We start from the raw sequence: 16,450 nt of genomic DNA, 5'->3' as shown, positions 1-16,450 counted from the left end.
CTCCCTGTAACTCGTCAGGACAGGACCAGACCATCTTGGTCTATCCGGTCAGGTTGCGCTTGGAAAGAGCCGGTCGCTCGCCTCGAGCTAGGGGCGATCGATCGTTGCACTGATCGGCACCAACATCAGACCGCGTTGCTCAAGATCCCGCGACCATTCCTCCAGGGCCTTGATCGTGACGGGCAGAGCCGTGCCACTGGCAACGGCCAGGCCGCGAGAGCGGGCGAGCGATTCCAGCTGCAAGAGACGCGCGTTGATTTCATCTGCTTTGGGCACGGCATCCAGCACGACGTCGACCCGGCTGAAGGGTGTCTGCGTGCCACTTGCGACAGCGGGGGCAACGGTGCGCGAGGAGGAGCCATCGTCAACATACATCAGGCCGCGACGGGTGATCTCCTCGAGCAGATATTGCATCGAAGGTTCCGTCGAGGTGAAGCGCGCGCCCTGGGCGTTGATCACCCCGACGTAGTTGGTGACACGGCTCAACAGCCAGTAGAGCCGGTCGAGAAACTCCGGCCCACGCAAGCTGATCAGCAGCGTGTGAGGACCAGGATCGTTGTCCGGAAAATCGAACGGCTCGAGCGGCAGCTGCAGCAGGATCTCATGTCCGGCCATGCGCGCCTCACGCATCCAGCGATCCAGCCGGTCACCGTAGGGAGCAAGGGCGAACGTGACATCCGCGGGAAGATTTTGCAGCGCATTGCGGCTGCCGGCTTCCGACAGACCAATGCCACCGATGATGATCGCAATGCGCGGTGCAGATGCAGGCTCGGCGGCGATCTGTTTGGCGTAGATGTCGAGCGGGCGAATGCCATCGACGCTGACCTTCGGGATCAGACCGTGGTCCGCGCGATCGGTGACGCGGTCGTCGGGAAGCGTGGAGAGTTCGCGGCGCGATGCCATGTTCGGCTCGCTGCCGACAGGTGCTTCCTCAAACCGCGGCCCGAGGGTGACCTTGCGCTCCTTCGCGGCGTCCGGTTTGGAGTCCCCGGCGATGTCTGGATTGATTTCCACGACGGCAATATCGCGCGAGGACAGGCCTTCAACAGTGCGCTCGAGGGGGACAACGGCCGTCGGTTCGCCGCCTAGCGGATCGTCCACGACACCAATCCAGACGAGGCCAGTGGTGGCAATGACCGTCATGATGCCCATGCCGATAAGGCCAAAGGGCATGCGGAAGAACTTCCGCTTGCCCATGCCAAGGGGGGCTGTCAGGTCATTTCCCGCCATGTCGCGTCTTGCCAGTGCTTGAGGCCCATCCTGGGCGATTATCCGCCGACTGATGTCGGCGCATGGTCATTAGAAGAAAGACTGCGGTGCGCGGCTCCGGTCCCCAACGCGACACATGGGACCGGAGCTGTCATCACATCAGTTCGGGACGCTGGCTGCCTTGCCGGCCGCCGGCGGGAAGGCGTTGTTCACCTGGACGCCGCGCAGCAGGTCAAGCGCAAGGTTGAGCTGCTTGTCGTCCTTCGGATCAGCCGGGACATAGGCCTGGCTGCCGGACTCTTCCTTGCCCTCGGTGTTTTCGGAGGTCAGGTGACCGCGCAGACCAGCTTCACCCTTGGTCTCGGCCGTGCCCTTCAACTCTTCCGGCAGGTCCTGCAGCGTCTCGATGTCCGGCAGGATGCCCTTGGCCTGGATCGACGTGCCGGACGGCGTGTAGTACCGCGCCGTGGTCAGGCGGATCGCGCCGTTGGCACCGAGCGGGATGATCGTCTGGACCGAGCCCTTGCCGAAGGAACGGGTGCCGAGCACGGTGGCACGGCGGTGATCCTGCAGCGCACCAGCCACGATCTCGGACGCCGACGCGGAGCCGCCGTTGACGAGGATGATGACCGGCTTGCCCTTGGCCAGATCGCCAGAACGGGCGTTGTAGCGCTGGGTTTCCTCGGAGTTGCGGCCACGGGTGGAGACGATCTCGCCACGCTCGAGGAAGGCATCGGACACGGCAATCGCCTGATCGAGCAGGCCGCCCGGATTGTTGCGCAGGTCGATGACAAAGCCCTTGAGCTTGTCAGCCGGGATGTTCTTGGTGATTTCCTCGATGCCCTTCTGCAGGCCATCGAAGGTCTGTTCATTGAACTGGGTCACGCGGACGTAGCCGACATCACCCTCTTCGCGCCAGCGGACCGAGCGGATCTTGATGACATCGCGCGTGATCTTCAGCACCAGCGGATCAGCCCGGCCTTCGCGGCGCAGGGTCACCTCGATGTCGGTCTTGACCGGACCGCGCATCTTCTCGACAGCCTCGTTCAGGGTGAGACCCTGGACCTGTTCGCCGTCGATGTGAGTGATAAAGTCGCCGGCGAGCACGCCTGCCTTGAAGGCCGGAGTGTCGTCGATCGGCGAGACGACCTTGACGAGGCCGTCTTCCATCGTGACCTCGATGCCGAGACCGCCGAACTCGCCGCGGGTCTGCACCTGCATGTCCCGGAAAGTCTTCGGCGACATGTAGCTGGAGTGCGGATCCAGCGAAGTCAGCATGCCATTGATGGCCGACTCGATGAGCTGGGCATCATCGGGCACCTCGACATAGTCCGAGCGAACGCGCTCGAACACGTCGCCGAACAGGTTGAGCTGCCGGTAAGTGTCCGACGCCGCCGCATTGGCGGCACCGCTCAGCCAGATCGGAAGGTTGCTTGCCGTCGAGACAGCAATGGCGCCGACCAGGATACCGGTGCACAGCAGGGTAGCTTTCCGAATCATCCGCGTACCTTTTCTTCCTCGGTGCGGGCCCACCAGGGGGTGGGGTCGATCGCACTGCCATCTTTTCTGAATTCTACATACAGGACAGGATCTGCCGATCCCAAGGCAATCGTCGAAGCGCTTGCCCAATGCGTGGAGCCCATCACGCCCACTGGCTCTCCTGCCAGCACAAACTGTCCCGGTTCCACATCGATCCTGTCCATCCCGGCCAGGAGAACATGATAGCCATCGCCGGCATTCAGGATCAAGAGTTGGCCAAATGACCTAAAGGGACCGGAGTAAACCACCCACCCGTCATTTGGCGCTGTGACACGGGCGCCAGCGCGGGTGGAAATGGACTGGCCTTCCGTCACCCCGCCAAAATCATCAGCCTGACCGTAATCCTTCAGCAAGGCACCCGAAACAGGGCGCGGAAGCTGACCTTTTGCCTCGGCAAAGGCAATGGCAGGTGACAGGCGGCCCGGGTCCGCGAAGGGGTCATTGCCGCGTCTCTGGCCTGTGCCACGCTGTTCCGTCGCGCGGGCCGCCGCCTCGGCGGCCTTACGGGCGGAGGCAATTTCGGCCTCGAGGCTTGCGATCAATTCCTTGAGAGAACCGGCCTTGCCGGCCAGATCCTCGGCCCGCTTCTGTTCATCGGTGAGAATGCCGGCAGATGCCTCGCGCTGCTGCCGCTTGGCAGCGATCAGCAATTCAAGACGCGACTGCTCTTCTGCAAGGCGCATCGAATCGCCCGCCAGCCGCTCCTTCTCCGATGTGATGGAGATCTTCAACCGGGTCAGCTCCTCCAGATCCGACGCCAGCGCCTCGGCCTCGATCCGCAGATCGGGCATCACGGCATTGAGCAGGATCGCAGACCGGACGGCGGCAAGAGCGTCAGACGGGCGCACGGCAAGAGCCGGCGGCGGCCGGCGGCCGATCCGTTGCAGCGATGCCAGCACTTCGGCCAGCGTTCCGCGCCGCTCCCAGAGGGAGGCGCGCACCGCATCCTCGTTTTCCGCCAGTCGCTGCAAACGCCGCTCCGTGTTGGCGAGATCTGCCTCAAGTCCCTTGATCTTGCCGGCCGTGCGCAGCACGGCGGCGGTAATCTCGGCACTGTCGCGGTCAATCGCGGCAATTTCCTGCGCGATCTCGCGCTGACGCGTCGCCGAGAGTTCAATATCGCGTGACAGGGCAGCAAGCTCAGCCTCACGCTCCGCCTTGCGCTGGCGCGCCTCAGCCTCGGCAGGCGTCAGTGCAGCAGTCTGGGTGGCCTCGGGAACTTCAGTCTGGACTGGTTCCGTTGCCAGTACAGCCGTGGGCAGGCACAGGAGCAGGCAGCCAAGGCCGAGAATCGCGGCAGGTTTTCCTGCGCGGCCCCCGACATGTCGCTGTCGTCTTGCCCTGCCTAGCACGCCTTGCTTGTCCCGGCCTTGCGCCGCCTGGACCTCCCCTGCGGCGCGCATCTCATGCCCCAACCATGGGATGGGGTCGTTAAGGAAGCGTTTACCAAGGTAACTGGACCGCAAACCTTGGCGCCGTTCTCCCCGTTAATTGTCATGCCGGTGAATTGCGGCAAGATACAGGCTGTCCAAACCGGCTCCTGCGTAAAACAACAGTATCAGACCCGGTGATAGGGGTGACCTGACTGGATGGTAAAGGCACGGTAGATCTGTTCGGCAATCAGGATGCGGACGATCTGATGCGGCCAGGTCATCGCGCCGAGCGCCAGAACCACGTCGGCGCGGTCCCGGATCGCACTGCCATGTCCATCCGCGCCGCCAATTGCGAAGGCAATTTCCGGCGCGCCTTCGTCCATCCAGCTGCGCAGCCGATCGGAGAGCGCGGGGCTGGTCATGGTCTTGCCGGTCTCGTCGAGCACGATGAGCCGCGCGCGCGGTGACAGGGCAGCCAAAAGGGCTCCTGCCTCCTCGGCCTTGCGGTCATCGGAGCGTGCCGCCCGGCTTTCAGCGAGTTCGACCATGTCGACGGCGCTGACGCCAAGTCCCTTGCCCGTCTTGCGGGCGCGGTCGAGATAGCGGTCGAGGAGATCTCTGTCGGCTCCCGCCTTCATGCGGCCGACTGCGGCAATCACATAGCGCATCAAGGCTCACCTTCCGGCGGGAGCAGTCCCGCCGGCAAAGGGACATTCGCTGGTTCCGGTCAGCCGACGTATTGCGGCGCTTCGGACGGATCTGCGGCCCACATCTTCTCGAGATTGTAGAAGCCGCGGACTTCCGGACGGAACACATGCACGATCACATCGCCGGCATCCACCAGCACCCAGTCGCAATGGGACTGGCCTTCGGCGCGCGGGTTGCCGTAACCGGCTTCCTTCAGGTCGCGCAGCAGATGATCTGCGATGGCGCCGACATGACGGTGCGAACGGCCGGACACGATCACCATGTAATCGGCCAGGGCGCTCTTGCCAGCAATGTTCAGGGAGACAACGTCTTCCGCCTTCGCGTCATCGAGACTGGCGAGGATCGTTTCAATCAGCGTGCCCTTGGCTTTGTCGCCGAGTGCGGACTGAAGAGGAGCGGTCAAAGCCTGCCCCTCGCTTTCAAAGGTCATATTCAGGTGTTCTGCCTTTCAAAAACAGTTGTGGCGGATGCTCATGCCTTGCCGCCGTTCACCAACAGGGTGGCAGTGTTTCAGACCTTGCCTGCCACCTGCCAACAAGATAGGCACCGGCGCCTAACAATTTCAAGACAGATGCCTTGCCATCGTTAATGCCCGATGCCGGAACTGGCGCAACTCTGCGCCGTCTAACGCTGTCCGTCCTGTCGCCGCAAGGCCGTCGAGGACGTCGAGTCCAGGGGCGCATGCAGGAAAACCCAAGCTGGAGGCCTTGATCGCATCAAGAGCCCGGCCTCGTTTTCAGGGATACGCGCCCGCCCGAAGGCCTGAGCCATAGGCGAAAACAGCGGCGAAAGCGAGGCACCAGGCCGATTTACCACCGCAATTGGCACGGTTTCGACGATATCGCGCCAGTTTTGCCAGCGGTGGAAGCTCGCAAGATTGTCCGCGCCCATGATCCAGCAGAACGAGACATCCGGCCGCCGGTGCAAAATGCCGGCAAGCGTGCTGGCGGTATAGCTCGTGCCAAGGATCGCCTCGTACGCTGTGACCGTCATCCGGGGATGATCGGCTACGGCTGCGGCCAGGTGGATCCGCCGCTCGAGCGGTGCCAGATTGCCGTGGTCCTTCAGCGGATTGCCGGGGGTGACAAGCCACCAGACCTGGTCGAGCCCCAGCCGCCGCATCGCCGTTTCCGCCACCAGCCGATGACCGGAGTGGGGCGGATTGAAAGACCCGCCGAACAAGCCGATGCGATTGCCCGGTTCGGCGTGGGGCAGCTTCATCCACTCGGGGAGCACCGCAGCGGGGCGGTTCGGGTCACGCATCGACGGCGTCGTCCTTCCGGCTGACCGGGGTCTGGATATGGGGTCAGGGTCTCGGGTCAGGGTCTCGGATCAGGGCCGTGTCTGCCCCGCGCCGCGCACACGGTACTTGAAGCTCGTCAACTGTTCGACGCCCACCGGCCCCCGCGCATGCATGCGTCCGGTCGCAATGCCGATCTCGCCGCCCATGCCGAATTCGCCGCCATCGGCAAACTGGGTCGAGGCATTGTGCAGGACGATGGCCGAATCCACTTCCCACAGGAACCGCTCCGCTGCCGCCGCATCCTCGGTGAGGATGCAGTCAGTATGGTGCGATCCGAAGGTTTCGATGTGGTCGATGGCCTCATCCAGACCACTGACAACACGGACCGACAGGATCTTGTCGAGATACTCGGTCGTCCAGTCCTCGTCGGTTGCCGGGATGGCCTGCGCACACAGGGCCTGAACCTCGGCATCGCCACGGATCTCGCACCCCATGGCCGACAGCTCGGCCACAATGCCCGGCAGCAGGGCCGGCGCAATGGCCCGGTCAACGAGCAAGGTCTCCAGCGCGCCGCAGATCCCGGTCCGGCGCAGCTTGGAATTGATGATCACCGACTTTGCCGTCGCAGCATCAGCTGCGCGGTCGAGGAAGATGTGAACGATGCCTTCGAGATGCGCAAAGACCGGGACCCGGGCGTCACTCTGGACGCGGGCCACCAGGCTCTTGCCACCGCGCGGCACGATGACATCGAGATTGCCGTTGAGGCCGGCCAGCATTTCGCCGACCGCGGCGCGATCGGCCACCGGCACGACCTGAATGGCGTCAACCGGCAAGCCAGCCGCCTGAAGCCCTGCCTGCAACGCCGTGTGGATGGCCATGTTGGAATGCAGCGTGTCCGACCCGCCACGCAGGATGACGGCATTGCCTGCCTTCAGGCACAGCGCGCCTGCATCGGCGGTCACGTTGGGACGGCTTTCATAGATGACGCCAATAACGCCGAGCGGCGTGCGCACGCGCTCGATCTTCAGGCCGTTCGGGCGCTCCCAGGCGGCGATGGTGCTGCCGACCGGATCGGGCAGCGCTGCGATGTCTTCCAGCGCCCGGGCAATTGCCTCGATCCGGGCCTCGGTCAGGGTGCCACGGTCCAGAAAGGCGTCGGTCTGGCCGTTGGCACGCATGGCCTCCAGATCGCGCGCGTTGCCGGAGAGAATGTCGGACGTCGCGGCGCGAAGCGCGGCGGCCATGGCGAGCAGCGCCTGGTTCTTCGTCTGCGTGGAGGCCAGCGCAAGGGCGCGGGCTGCGGCACGCGCCTTCCGGCCCATGGTCGCCATCAACGCGGCGACATCGTCGCCCTGGCCGGCCGCATCCTTGATCTTGTCCAGCATCGTCCCCATCCCAATCTGCCAGTCGACGTTCAGCCTGTCCGTTCAGTCATCAGGCGCGCGGCCGGATGCGCCGCGATCCCTGCTTATCCTGCCCGCTCGAACGGAGCGTCATCCAGTGCCAGGTCATCGCGGTGGATCATCTCCGCCCGCCCGGGATACCCGACAATTGCCTCAATCTCGCGGCTGTTGCGGCCGGCGATCATGCGCGCCTCTGCCGCGTCATAGGCAATCAGCCCACGGCCCAGCACCCTGCCTTCCGGCGACAGGACCTTGACCGCGTCGCCGCGAGAGAAATTGCCCGCCACCGCGACCACACCGGCCGGCAGCAGGCTCTTGCCGGACTTCAACGCGGAGACAGCACCGGCATCAAGACGGATCTCGCCGCGCGGCTCCAGATGGCCGTTGATCCAGGCCTTGCGGGCCGTTGCCGGGGTTGAGGCCGCCAGGAACCACGTGCAGCGAGTGCCGTTGTCGATGGCCTTCAGCGGGTTCATCACCTTACCCGACGCAATGGCCATCACCGTGCCGGCAGCTGTTGCGATCTTGGCGGCGTCGATCTTGGTCTTCATGCCACCGCGCGAGAGTTCCGATCCGGCGCTGCCGGCCATCGCCTCGATTTCGGGCGTGATGCGCGGAACTTCCGGCAGGAACACGGCGTCCGGATTGGTCGCGGGCGGGGCTGTATAGAGGCCGTCAATATCCGACAAAAGCACGAGACAATCCGCGCTCATCATCGTGGCAACGCGCGCGGCAAGACGGTCGTTGTCGCCATAGCGGATTTCCGAGGTGGCAACGGTGTCATTCTCGTTGATGATCGGAACTGCGCCCATGCGCAGCAGCGTACCGATGGTGGCGCGGGCGTTGAGATAGCGGCGGCGCTCTTCCGTATCGCCAAGCGTCAGCAGGATCTGGCCCGCCTTCAGCCCTTTGCGCCCGAGGCATTCCGAATAGGCCTGCGCCAGCGCGATCTGGCCGACAGCGGCCGCCGCCTGGCTTTCCTCAAGCTTCAGCGCGCCTTTCGGCAAGCCGAGAACGCCGCGACCGAGCGCAATCGAGCCGGACGAGACGACCAGAACCTCGCAACCCTTTTCAACCAGCGCCGCAATATCCTCGACGATGGCCTCCAGCCAGGACCGGCGCAACTCGCCTTTTTCGACCAGAAGCGCGGACCCGATCTTCACGACAATGCGCTTGTGATCGGCAAGCTGACGCAACTCGTTCACGGACGCCATCCCTCCTCAGGCCGCGCCGGAACCTCGTTGGCGGCCTCTTCCTTGTCCTTGTCGATGGCGCGGATGATCATCCGGAGCGCCGTATCCACGTTCTCGCGGCTGGCGGAGGACAGGATCAGCGGCCGATGACCGCAAGCAGCCTCCAGCGAGGCCAGCCGTTCCTCACGCAGCTCCGGCGAGAGCGCGTCTGCCTTGGACAGGGCGACAATCTCGGGCTTCTCGTCAAGCCCATTGCCATAGGCTTCCAGTTCGCCGCGCACGATCCGGTAGGCTTCGCCCGGGTCTTCCACACCCGAACCGTCAACCAGATGCAGCAGCACACGCGTGCGCTCGACATGGCCGAGGAACCGGTCGCCGAGACCAACACCTTCATGCGCGCCTTCGATGAGACCCGGAATGTCGGCCAGCACGAAGCCACGGCCGTCCAGCTCCACCACACCCAGATTGGGATGCAGCGTCGTGAAAGGATAGTCGGCGATCTTCGGCTTGGCGGAGGACACGGAAGCAAGGAACGTCGACTTGCCGGCATTCGGCAGACCGACCAGACCGGCATCAGCGATCAGCTTCAGGCGCAGCCAAATCCACTTTTCCTCGCCCTCAAGCCCGGGGTTGGCGTGGCGGGGCGCCTGGTTGGTGGAGGACTTGAACTGGGCATTGCCGAAACCGCCATTGCCACCGCGCATCAGCAGCAGCCGCTGGCCGACCTCGGTGAGATCGGCGATGAGCGTCTCGTTATCTTCTTCCAGGATCTCGGTGCCAACGGGAACGCGCAGCACTACGTCGCGGCCCTTGGCCCCGGTGCGGTTGCGGCCCATGCCGTGAATGCCGGTGCCCGCCTTGAAATGCTGCTGATAGCGGTAGTCGATCAGCGTGTTGAGGCCGTCGACGCATTCCACCCAGACGTCGCCGCCGCGTCCGCCGTCACCGCCATCGGGGCCGCCGAACTCGATGAACTTCTCGCGCCGGAAGGAAACGGCGCCGGCACCGCCGTTGCCGGAGCGCACATAGATCTTGGCCTGGTCGAGAAATTTCATCGTGTGTCCGTTCCCCTGGCGCATCCCGCGTCAGGCGTTACTTGATCCTAGAAAGTCCGCGCGCTCAAGGCGCATGCGAACAGCCGGCACGGCGGCGCAGCGCGACAGGCTGCTGCATTCGTCCGCACCGGTGATGTCAAAGCCCAGCTTGCGCAGCAGCGCAGCTGATGCCGGATTCTCCTGCATGACCGAGGCCTCCACCGCCGCAGCATCGCAAGCGGTGAACAGCCAGCCGAGCGCGGCCGCCACCGCCTCGCTCATCAACCCCTGGCCCCAGTATGGGCGGCCAAGCCAATAGCCGATGACAGGTGTTTCATGCAATGCCCGGAAGGAAATCGCGCCCACAAGACCACCGTCATGGTCAATGGCAAAGCCGATTTCTTCAATGTCGGGCCAGAGTGCCGCATTTGCCTCGGCACTGCGCAGTTTTTCGATCCCGTCCGCCCGGTCATAAGGGTAAGGCACGCGAGAAAGCATCTTGGAGACTTCATAGTCACCGAGATACTCCGCCACCCGGTCGATATCGGTGGCGGCCAGCGGCCGCAAGGCGAGCCGCCGGCTGTCGATACGGATCGTCATGCCGGCAGCCTCCGGTCCTCGAAGGACGCCCGGTCGAGGCGCACGACGATGTTGCGGACCTTGCGGTTCAGCGGCCGGGCAAAGCGCTCGGTCACCGCTGTCGGCAGGAAACCAAGCCGGCGAAGAACCGCGCGCGAGGCGGCGTTGTCCTCATAGACGCGGGCTGCCACGGCGGCGCAGCGGTGGGTCTCAAACGCCCATCCCAACACCCGCTGCGCGGCTTCGGTCGTGTAGCCGAAGCCCTGAAATGGCCGGCCAAGCCAGTAGCCCAGCGTCGGACACTCCGCAGCTTCCGTGAGATCTCCGGGCGGATCGATCGCGATCAGACCGATGAACACGCCGCCCAGCGTGATGGCGAAGACCGCCGGGTCTTTCAGCGGATTGATCTTCTCCTGCCGGGCGATCAGCTGTTCCGCGGCCCCTTCCTCATAGGGCCAGGCAAAGCTGGTCATCCAGCGGGCAATCTCGAAATCCTGACCGCCGAGGCGGGCAATCGCCTCGGCATCACCGGCCTCCAGCGGCCGCAGGACAAGACGGCGCGAACGCAGAACGGGAAGCGTCATGCCACCCTCCCCCAGTGCTTGAGCGCGCGCCAGACCGACCGCTCGAGCGCAAACCGCTCGATCGGAACCGAACCACCGGCACCCAGTGAGCGGGCCATGCTCTGGTCCCGGTACTGGAAGCCGCACTTTACCAGCACCCGCCGCGAGGCTGGGTTGGTGACGCGGCAATCTGCCAGCAGTTCACGCATGTCGCCCTGGGCAAACGCATGGTCAACGAGCATCTGCAGGGCTTCCGTGGCAAAGCCCTGGCCCCAGAAGGGTTCGCCCAGCCAGTAGCCGACCTGCACCGGACCGCCCGGCTCGATGGCAGACCAGGTGGCCTGGCCGATCAGACGGCCGGTGGCCGCCATGCGGATCGCGAAGCTGGCGTGGGTGGAATTGAGAATGGCGCTGCGCTGAACCATCCGCCGCGCGTCTTCCAGCGAGAACGGATGCGGCATAGTCGCCAGATGTGAAGCAATTTTGCGGTTGTTGGCGAGAAACACGATGTCTGCCAGATCGTCCGTTCGCGGCATGTCGAGCCGCACACGGACACCTTCCTGCGGCATCACGGCCGCACTGAGACAACTTTCGTCGAGATATCCTTCGCTTTCGAGAACCATGGCTTCCTCCGGTCAAAGTGAAATGAAAAAAGGGGAGATGGCGTCCCATCTCCCCTTTAACTTTGACCGGTTCACACGAACCGCCGGGTCGATTAGGACGCCGGCGATCGATGATGCACTCGGCGTTACTCCGCTGCTACCGCTACCGGCAGCACGTTGATAGTGGTTCGGCCGTTGGATTTCGGCTGGAACACGACCTTGCCTTCGACGGTTGCGAAGATGGTGTGGTCCTTGCCCATGCCAACGCCGGTGCCCGGATGCCAGGTGGTGCCGCGCTGACGCGCAATGATGTTGCCCGGAATCACGGCTTCGCCGCCGAACTTCTTGATGCCGAGACGGCGACCAGCGGAATCACGACCGTTACGGGACGAACCGCCTGCTTTTTTGTGTGCCATGACGAAACTCCTCGTCTTTGCTGTTCAGTTGAAACCGAAGTGGCGGCGATTATTCGCCAGCAGCTTCTTCGGTCTTTGCCTTCTTCGCCTTCTTCGCCGGCTTTGCGTCGCCGGTCACGATGCCCGTCACCTTGATGAGGGTGTAGGCCTGACGATGACCGTTGCGACGACGCGAGTTCTGGCGGCGGCGCTTCTTGAAAATGATGATCTTGCGGTTGCGGGCCTGATCGACCACTTCCGCAGTCACGGTGGCGCCAGCCACGAAGGGCGCGCCAACGGTGGTTTCTTCGCCATTGCCGAGCATCAGGACCTCTTCAAAGGTCACGGTAGCGCCGGCTTCGGCATCGAGCTTCTCGACCTTCAGGAGGTCGTCCTGGGCGACGGTGTACTGCTTACCGCCAGTCTTGATCACTGCGAACATGTCTCGCACGTCCTTTTTTTCGTTCTGTTGTCGTATCCAAGGCTCGTTTCCGGCAATCAGAAACCCGACAACGCCAGAAAGCGATGGGAGGGCATCCGGATTTTCGGGGACTTTCAGGCGCTGCCGATCCAGCGGCAGAAGCCTCAAAGGCTAGAGCTTCGAACAGCCGATGGCGCGGGCGCACGTGTCCCAGTCCATCGAGCGGTTGGTGTATACCCCCGGGAAGCCGCCGAAGTCAACGCGCTTTCGCCTTCGCCGCCAAAGGTTTTTGTCGCCAGGGCAGGCGGTGCTCCGTGATTGCCGGACAACCGCCAGACAAGTTGCGCAGCTATCATAACAGCGCCCCCAGGACCGGGCACGGCCGCCGCGAGCGAACACGCACGTCAAGACCCGCAGCATCTTTGCCGGTCAGGCGAGAGCCCCAAAACCCCTCCAGGACGGTGCACCTGAGGACGGATGAGGCAGGCAAGCCTCTGATGTACGCTGGTTATCCACCGTTCGGGCAGCCCCGAAACCTTATCCCGCAAAATTCCGAAATTGCCTCTTGCAGGCCCGAAAACCCTTGTCTATGTTCCGCGCCACTTGAGACCCATTCATCTTGAGTGCCGCGGAGAGGTGCCAGAGTGGTTGAATGGGACGGTCTCGAAAACCGTTGTGCGGGCAACCGTACCGTGGGTTCGAATCCCACCCTCTCCGCCATTCCCCCCTTAGAAAGCAGGCGTGCCGATTGCAACGAATACCGTCCGCATTCGCGGCGCGGCTGGCAGGCACCCGCCGAGTTCGCACACGCCTTCTTGCGTCGAGAGACGGCGCTGCGCAACCCGACTACATCCACGCCGTCACCCGCCGCTCACACCGCCCCAACGGGCATTCACAGCCCCCGGAGCGAACTCAGAACCGGATAAAATTTGGCGGCAACGTCAACCATAGCGCAGCCAAAAAAGCTGATCACTGCGCCACTTTGCATGCCTACCCAAAGGTACAAGGTCAAGCAGCGCGAATAGAGCGCACGAAATCCGCCACTTCATTCTGCAACCGGGCCGACTGGCTATTCAGGCCTCCAGAGAGTGACATCAGCTGTATCGAGGCAGCGCCTGTCATTTCGGCGGCCGAACTTACTCCAGCAATCGTGCTTGTCACATCGGCAGCGCCGGCGGCGGCGCGCTGGGTGTTGCCGGCAATCTCGCTTGTTGCGGCGCCCTGTTCTTCGACTGCAGCCGCGATAATCTGCGAAGTTTCCTGAATGGAAGCAATGGTGCTGACTACGCGGGCAATGGAATCGACCGTTCCGGCCGTCGCCGTCTGGATTTCGCCAATCTTATGGGCGATTTCCTCCGTGGCCCTGGCCGTCTGATTGGCCAGTTCTTTCACTTCAGCCGCAACGACCGCAAAGCCGCGGCCGGCTTCACCCGCACGTGCTGCCTCAATGGTGGCATTCAGGGCAAGAAGGTTGGTTTGAGAGGCCACATTGTTGATCAGATCAACGATTGCACCGATCTGATTTGCAGCAAAAGACAACTGCTGCACCGAACGGCTGGAATCTTCCGCCTCAATCGCACCATCGTGCGCGACCTTGGAGGAGCGGGCTACCTGGCTGGAAATCTCACGGATGGAAGCGGTCAGTTCTTCAGCGCCAGCAGCAACGGTCTGCACGTTTGTGGAAGCCTCCTCTGCCGCACCTGAGACGGCCTGTGCTTGACGCGAGGTTTCCTCGGCTGTTGCCGAAAGACTGCGAGCCGCCGTTGCAACTTCCTCCGACGACTTCACGAAACCAGCGGCGAGTTCTTCCATGCGGGCAACAAAGGCCTCCGCTGCCTCCGCACGTTGACGGATGACCTCATCATCTTTGGCTTTGGCGGCCTCGCGCGCCTTGCGGTCCTGCTCTGCGGAGGCAAGAGCATCCCTGAAGGCGACAAGTGCAGCACTCATGGCCCCAATTTCGTCCTCCCGGGACTGGTGGCCAATCTCGACGGCATAGTCCCCGCCCTGCATCTTGCCCATCACAGCAATCGTGTCCCGGATCGGCAGCGCCAGCAGGCGGTTCAGCACAATGGCGGCAACAGCGCCAATGAGAAGGCCAGCAGCGATCAAACCGTAGACGGAATAGGAGATCGCGGAGAAGGCAACCGCCATCGCCTTCGAACGTTCATCAAGCAATGAAGCTTCAGCCGCACGGAACTCACCCAGAATGGAGCGGATGCCGTCGAAACTCTGCTTGCCATCGCCTCGGCGCTCGATATCGCGCGCGGCCTCCAGCGTCTCGGGGCTTGCAGCAAGTTCAATTGCCTTGCGGGAGATATTGCTCTGCCAGTTGGTGACTGCGGTCTTCAGCTCATCCAACCGCCGCTGCTGGGCCGAATTGTCGCTCGTCAGGCGTTTGGCATTGGCGAGCGCGTCTTTGAAATCGGCTTCGCCATTCACCAGCGGCTCAAGATTGGCTTTGTTCGCTGTAACGAGATAACCGCGAAGACCAGTTTCCTGATTGACGAGTGACAGGAGCATCCGGTCTGCTTCCTGCATGACATTGTATGTATGCACGGTCCAGCCAGCATTATTGGACAGCGTTGAGCGGGCCCAGTCAATGATACTCCCGCCGATTGCAATACTGATCATGACGGCTGCAAACGATGCCAGAATCTTTCCTCGTATCTGCAATCTACCCACGATTTCCTCCCCGACTCACGTAAATGTCATAAATAAAATTGGATCAAACAAATTAATGAAATTTTAACACCGTATAGAAAAGCCTGACCTGAGGTTGCAGGTAAAATAATAACGATCTTTTTTTGCTGAAAAATTTCAAATTGTTATTTGTATCAATATGATTTCAGCAAAAGTTAACGGAAATTATCAACGAATTACATATCAGCCGATAGAAAAGGCAATGGAAGGCTCTCGTGGAAAGGGATTCAACGATCTACAACCAAAGGAAGAATAGCAGATGTGTCTGCGTCGGAGACCCAGCCTACGAAGTTCAAGACCTACCGTTCTGCTCCCGATATTTTTCAGGCAGCCAACATGAACCGCACTGGGTTTGCCGGAGGGCTCAACTCCTGGGGAAGATGAGCCACCCTGAGCAAGACCACGAACAAGTTTCCCCCGAAGTGCGCCAGCGGGCGATCCGGCTGGTGCTGGATCCCGGGCGTGGGCATCCGTCCCGCTGGGCGGCGATCACCTCAATCGCATCCACGATCGGCTGCACGGCACAAACGCTGAACGAGTGAGTCAAGACGGCGGAGGTCGACGCTGGCAAGCGCCCCGGCGTGCCGAGCGAGATGGCCGAGCGGATGAGGGCCCTGGAGCGAGTGAACCGCGAGGTGGGACACTATCTCTCCTGCTTGCAGCAGCATGCCGCCGTTGCGCGGAAAATCCACTTTCCCGGATGTTCAGATTCTCGCAGCCACCTCTGCCACAAAGGCGGCGGGGTGTCCAAATTGGGCCTCCGCCACCAGACTTGATGTGTAGTGTTTTTTGATTATATTGAATACACACTAAGCATAAGGAACCCTCCATGTCCCGCACGACGACCATGACCGTCCGTCTGAGCGGTGCGCTTAGCGATTTCGTCGCGGCAAATGTCGGCGAGAACGGCTCCTACGAGAACATCAGTGAATACGTGCGCGACCTGATCCGGCGAGACAAGGAGCGGGCCGAGCAGGCAACTTTCGACCGGCTGAAGGCCGAGTTGACGCTCGCCTTTGCCGCGCCCGAGACCAGCTACAGGCCGCTGACGGCCGCCGAAATCATCGCCCGGAACAGAGACTGACCAAATTGGCGATCCGGGTTCAGGAGGCGGCCTCACTCCGCCTGGATGACATCTACCGCTATACGCGCGATCGATGGGGCGAGGCGCAGGCTGATTGCTACATCACCGGCATGTTCGAAGCGTTCGAGCGGATCGAAGCCTATGGCGTCGCCTCAAAGCCAATTCCGGCAGAGTTCGGCGTCGAAGGGTACTTCTTCAGGTACGAGCACCACTTCGTCTATTGGCGTCGACTGTCTGACGGCGATATCGGTATCGTCGCGATCCTGCATGAGCGCATGCATCAGATTGACAGGTTCACGGAAGATTTTCGAGCCTGAAACGGTCTACGCCCCCGACGGCTGCGCCGACATTGATCGTCCATAGCTTCTGATGCTGGGGAAGTTTCGACCGCAGGCCTTTGC

Annotated in this window: 17 protein-coding genes, 1 tRNA gene and 1 pseudogene; 4 read left to right on the top strand and 15 right to left on the bottom strand. The window is 62.5% G+C overall.

The window, feature by feature from the left end; translation table 11 throughout:
- Positions 1 to 87: 87 nt before the first annotated feature.
- The 14 genes from OVA12_RS14020 to rplU form a co-directional block, all read right to left on the bottom strand.
- Complete coding sequence (locus OVA12_RS14020) at positions 88 to 1,230, bottom strand: divergent polysaccharide deacetylase family protein (protein WP_268138308.1); 1,143 nt, start codon at positions 1,228 to 1,230, stop codon at positions 88 to 90.
- A 138-nt stretch (positions 1,231 to 1,368) separates the two neighbouring features.
- Positions 1,369 to 2,709, bottom strand: coding sequence for a S41 family peptidase (locus OVA12_RS14015; RefSeq protein WP_268138306.1), 1,341 nt, complete (start codon positions 2,707 to 2,709; stop codon positions 1,369 to 1,371).
- Positions 2,706 to 4,151: a murein hydrolase activator EnvC family protein gene (locus tag OVA12_RS14010; protein ID WP_268138304.1), complete on the bottom strand. Its 1,446-nt coding sequence runs from the start codon at positions 4,149 to 4,151 to the stop codon at positions 2,706 to 2,708. The genes OVA12_RS14015 and OVA12_RS14010 overlap by 4 nt, the downstream gene beginning before the upstream one ends.
- Before the next feature lie 155 nt (positions 4,152 to 4,306).
- The gene (rlmH, locus tag OVA12_RS14005; RefSeq protein WP_268138302.1) at positions 4,307 to 4,789 is read right to left on the bottom strand and encodes a 23S rRNA (pseudouridine(1915)-N(3))-methyltransferase RlmH; all 483 of its coding nucleotides are present in this window, start codon (positions 4,787 to 4,789) and stop codon (positions 4,307 to 4,309) included.
- Between the two features lie 59 nt (positions 4,790 to 4,848).
- A complete protein-coding gene (gene rsfS, locus OVA12_RS14000) occupies positions 4,849 to 5,259 on the bottom strand; it encodes a ribosome silencing factor (RefSeq protein ID WP_268138300.1) in 411 nt (136 codons plus the stop codon).
- Positions 5,260 to 5,453: 194 nt separating this feature from the next.
- Positions 5,454 to 6,092: a nicotinate-nucleotide adenylyltransferase gene (locus OVA12_RS13995; protein WP_268138298.1), complete on the bottom strand. Its 639-nt coding sequence runs from the start codon at positions 6,090 to 6,092 to the stop codon at positions 5,454 to 5,456.
- A 69-nt stretch (positions 6,093 to 6,161) separates the two neighbouring features.
- Complete coding sequence (locus OVA12_RS13990) at positions 6,162 to 7,457, bottom strand: glutamate-5-semialdehyde dehydrogenase (RefSeq protein WP_268138296.1); 1,296 nt, start codon at positions 7,455 to 7,457, stop codon at positions 6,162 to 6,164.
- 83 nt (positions 7,458 to 7,540) lie between these two features.
- Positions 7,541 to 8,689 (bottom strand): glutamate 5-kinase, encoded by a 1,149-nt coding sequence (gene proB / locus OVA12_RS13985; protein WP_268138294.1) that lies wholly within the window; start codon positions 8,687 to 8,689, stop codon positions 7,541 to 7,543.
- Positions 8,677 to 9,723: a GTPase ObgE gene (gene obgE, locus OVA12_RS13980; RefSeq protein WP_268138292.1), complete on the bottom strand. Its 1,047-nt coding sequence runs from the start codon at positions 9,721 to 9,723 to the stop codon at positions 8,677 to 8,679. Before obgE ends, proB begins: the two co-directional genes overlap by 13 nt.
- 30 nt (positions 9,724 to 9,753) lie before the next feature.
- Positions 9,754 to 10,302: a GNAT family N-acetyltransferase gene (locus OVA12_RS13975; protein ID WP_268138290.1), complete on the bottom strand. Its 549-nt coding sequence runs from the start codon at positions 10,300 to 10,302 to the stop codon at positions 9,754 to 9,756.
- Complete coding sequence (locus OVA12_RS13970; protein WP_268138287.1) at positions 10,299 to 10,865, bottom strand: GNAT family N-acetyltransferase; 567 nt, start codon at positions 10,863 to 10,865, stop codon at positions 10,299 to 10,301. The genes OVA12_RS13975 and OVA12_RS13970 overlap by 4 nt, the downstream gene beginning before the upstream one ends.
- Entirely contained in the window at positions 10,862 to 11,467 is a 606-nt protein-coding gene (locus tag OVA12_RS13965; RefSeq protein WP_268138284.1) for a GNAT family N-acetyltransferase, read from the bottom strand. Before OVA12_RS13965 ends, OVA12_RS13970 begins: the two co-directional genes overlap by 4 nt.
- Before the next feature lie 125 nt (positions 11,468 to 11,592).
- The gene (gene rpmA / locus OVA12_RS13960; protein ID WP_106752607.1) at positions 11,593 to 11,862 is read right to left on the bottom strand and encodes a 50S ribosomal protein L27; all 270 of its coding nucleotides are present in this window, start codon (positions 11,860 to 11,862) and stop codon (positions 11,593 to 11,595) included.
- Positions 11,863 to 11,911: 49 nt separating this feature from the next.
- On the bottom strand, positions 11,912 to 12,283 hold the full coding sequence (gene rplU / locus OVA12_RS13955; RefSeq protein WP_268138282.1) for a 50S ribosomal protein L21: 372 nt from the start codon (positions 12,281 to 12,283) through the stop codon (positions 11,912 to 11,914).
- A 609-nt stretch (positions 12,284 to 12,892) separates the two neighbouring features.
- Here rplU and OVA12_RS13950 point away from each other — a divergent pair.
- Positions 12,893 to 12,982: transfer RNA gene (locus tag OVA12_RS13950), tRNA-Ser, on the top strand.
- A gap of 288 nt (positions 12,983 to 13,270) precedes the next feature.
- Here the strand turns inward: OVA12_RS13950 and OVA12_RS13945 are convergent.
- Positions 13,271 to 14,896 carry a methyl-accepting chemotaxis protein gene (locus OVA12_RS13945; RefSeq protein WP_268138281.1) on the bottom strand — a complete coding sequence of 542 codons (1,626 nt, stop codon included), beginning with the start codon at positions 14,894 to 14,896 and terminating at the stop codon, positions 13,271 to 13,273.
- Positions 14,897 to 15,355: 459 nt separating this feature from the next.
- Here OVA12_RS13945 and OVA12_RS13940 point away from each other — a divergent pair.
- The 3 genes and pseudogenes from OVA12_RS13940 to OVA12_RS13930 all read left to right on the top strand — a co-directional run.
- Positions 15,356 to 15,639 (top strand): annotated as a pseudogene (locus OVA12_RS13940) (IS3 family transposase); the annotation flags it as partial.
- 155 nt (positions 15,640 to 15,794) lie between these two features.
- Positions 15,795 to 16,049: a ribbon-helix-helix domain-containing protein gene (locus OVA12_RS13935; protein WP_268138280.1), complete on the top strand. Its 255-nt coding sequence runs from the start codon at positions 15,795 to 15,797 to the stop codon at positions 16,047 to 16,049.
- 5 nt (positions 16,050 to 16,054) lie between these two features.
- Positions 16,055 to 16,366 carry a type II toxin-antitoxin system RelE/ParE family toxin gene (locus tag OVA12_RS13930; RefSeq protein WP_268138278.1) on the top strand — a complete coding sequence of 104 codons (312 nt, stop codon included), beginning with the start codon at positions 16,055 to 16,057 and terminating at the stop codon, positions 16,364 to 16,366.
- Positions 16,367 to 16,450 lie beyond the last annotated feature (84 nt).

The sequence above is a fragment of the Pannonibacter sp. SL95 genome (assembly GCF_026672425.1).
Taxonomy (GTDB): domain Bacteria; phylum Pseudomonadota; class Alphaproteobacteria; order Rhizobiales; family Stappiaceae; genus Pannonibacter.
Note: the sequence above shows the minus strand (reverse complement) of the source record. Positions and strands in the feature narration are given on the sequence as shown.

Excerpts from the sequence above, each read along its gene's own strand:
- OVA12_RS13970 (WP_268138287.1), bottom strand. The coding sequence starts at position 10,865 with ATGACGCTTCCCGTTCTGCGTTCGCGCCGTCTTGTCCTGCGGCCGCTG.
- rpmA (WP_106752607.1), bottom strand. The coding sequence starts at position 11,862 with ATGGCACACAAAAAAGCAGGCGGTTCGTCCCGTAACGGTCGTGATTCC.
- proB (WP_268138294.1), bottom strand. The coding sequence starts at position 8,689 with ATGGCGTCCGTGAACGAGTTGCGTCAGCTTGCCGATCACAAGCGCATT.
- OVA12_RS13945 (WP_268138281.1), bottom strand. The coding sequence starts at position 14,896 with ATGATCAGTATTGCAATCGGCGGGAGTATCATTGACTGGGCCCGCTCA.
- rsfS (WP_268138300.1), bottom strand. The coding sequence starts at position 5,259 with ATGACCTTTGAAAGCGAGGGGCAGGCTTTGACCGCTCCTCTTCAGTCC.
- OVA12_RS13975 (WP_268138290.1), bottom strand. The coding sequence starts at position 10,302 with ATGACGATCCGTATCGACAGCCGGCGGCTCGCCTTGCGGCCGCTGGCC.
- obgE (WP_268138292.1), bottom strand. The coding sequence starts at position 9,723 with ATGAAATTTCTCGACCAGGCCAAGATCTATGTGCGCTCCGGCAACGGC.
- OVA12_RS13935 (WP_268138280.1), top strand. The coding sequence starts at position 15,795 with ATGTCCCGCACGACGACCATGACCGTCCGTCTGAGCGGTGCGCTTAGC.
- OVA12_RS14010 (WP_268138304.1), bottom strand. The coding sequence starts at position 4,151 with ATGCGCGCCGCAGGGGAGGTCCAGGCGGCGCAAGGCCGGGACAAGCAA.
- OVA12_RS13995 (WP_268138298.1), bottom strand. The coding sequence starts at position 6,092 with ATGCGTGACCCGAACCGCCCCGCTGCGGTGCTCCCCGAGTGGATGAAG.
- rlmH (WP_268138302.1), bottom strand. The coding sequence starts at position 4,789 with ATGCGCTATGTGATTGCCGCAGTCGGCCGCATGAAGGCGGGAGCCGAC.
- OVA12_RS14020 (WP_268138308.1), bottom strand. The coding sequence starts at position 1,230 with ATGGCGGGAAATGACCTGACAGCCCCCCTTGGCATGGGCAAGCGGAAG.
- rplU (WP_268138282.1), bottom strand. The coding sequence starts at position 12,283 with ATGTTCGCAGTGATCAAGACTGGCGGTAAGCAGTACACCGTCGCCCAG.
- OVA12_RS14015 (WP_268138306.1), bottom strand. The coding sequence starts at position 2,709 with ATGATTCGGAAAGCTACCCTGCTGTGCACCGGTATCCTGGTCGGCGCC.
- OVA12_RS13990 (WP_268138296.1), bottom strand. The coding sequence starts at position 7,457 with ATGCTGGACAAGATCAAGGATGCGGCCGGCCAGGGCGACGATGTCGCC.
- OVA12_RS13965 (WP_268138284.1), bottom strand. The coding sequence starts at position 11,467 with ATGGTTCTCGAAAGCGAAGGATATCTCGACGAAAGTTGTCTCAGTGCG.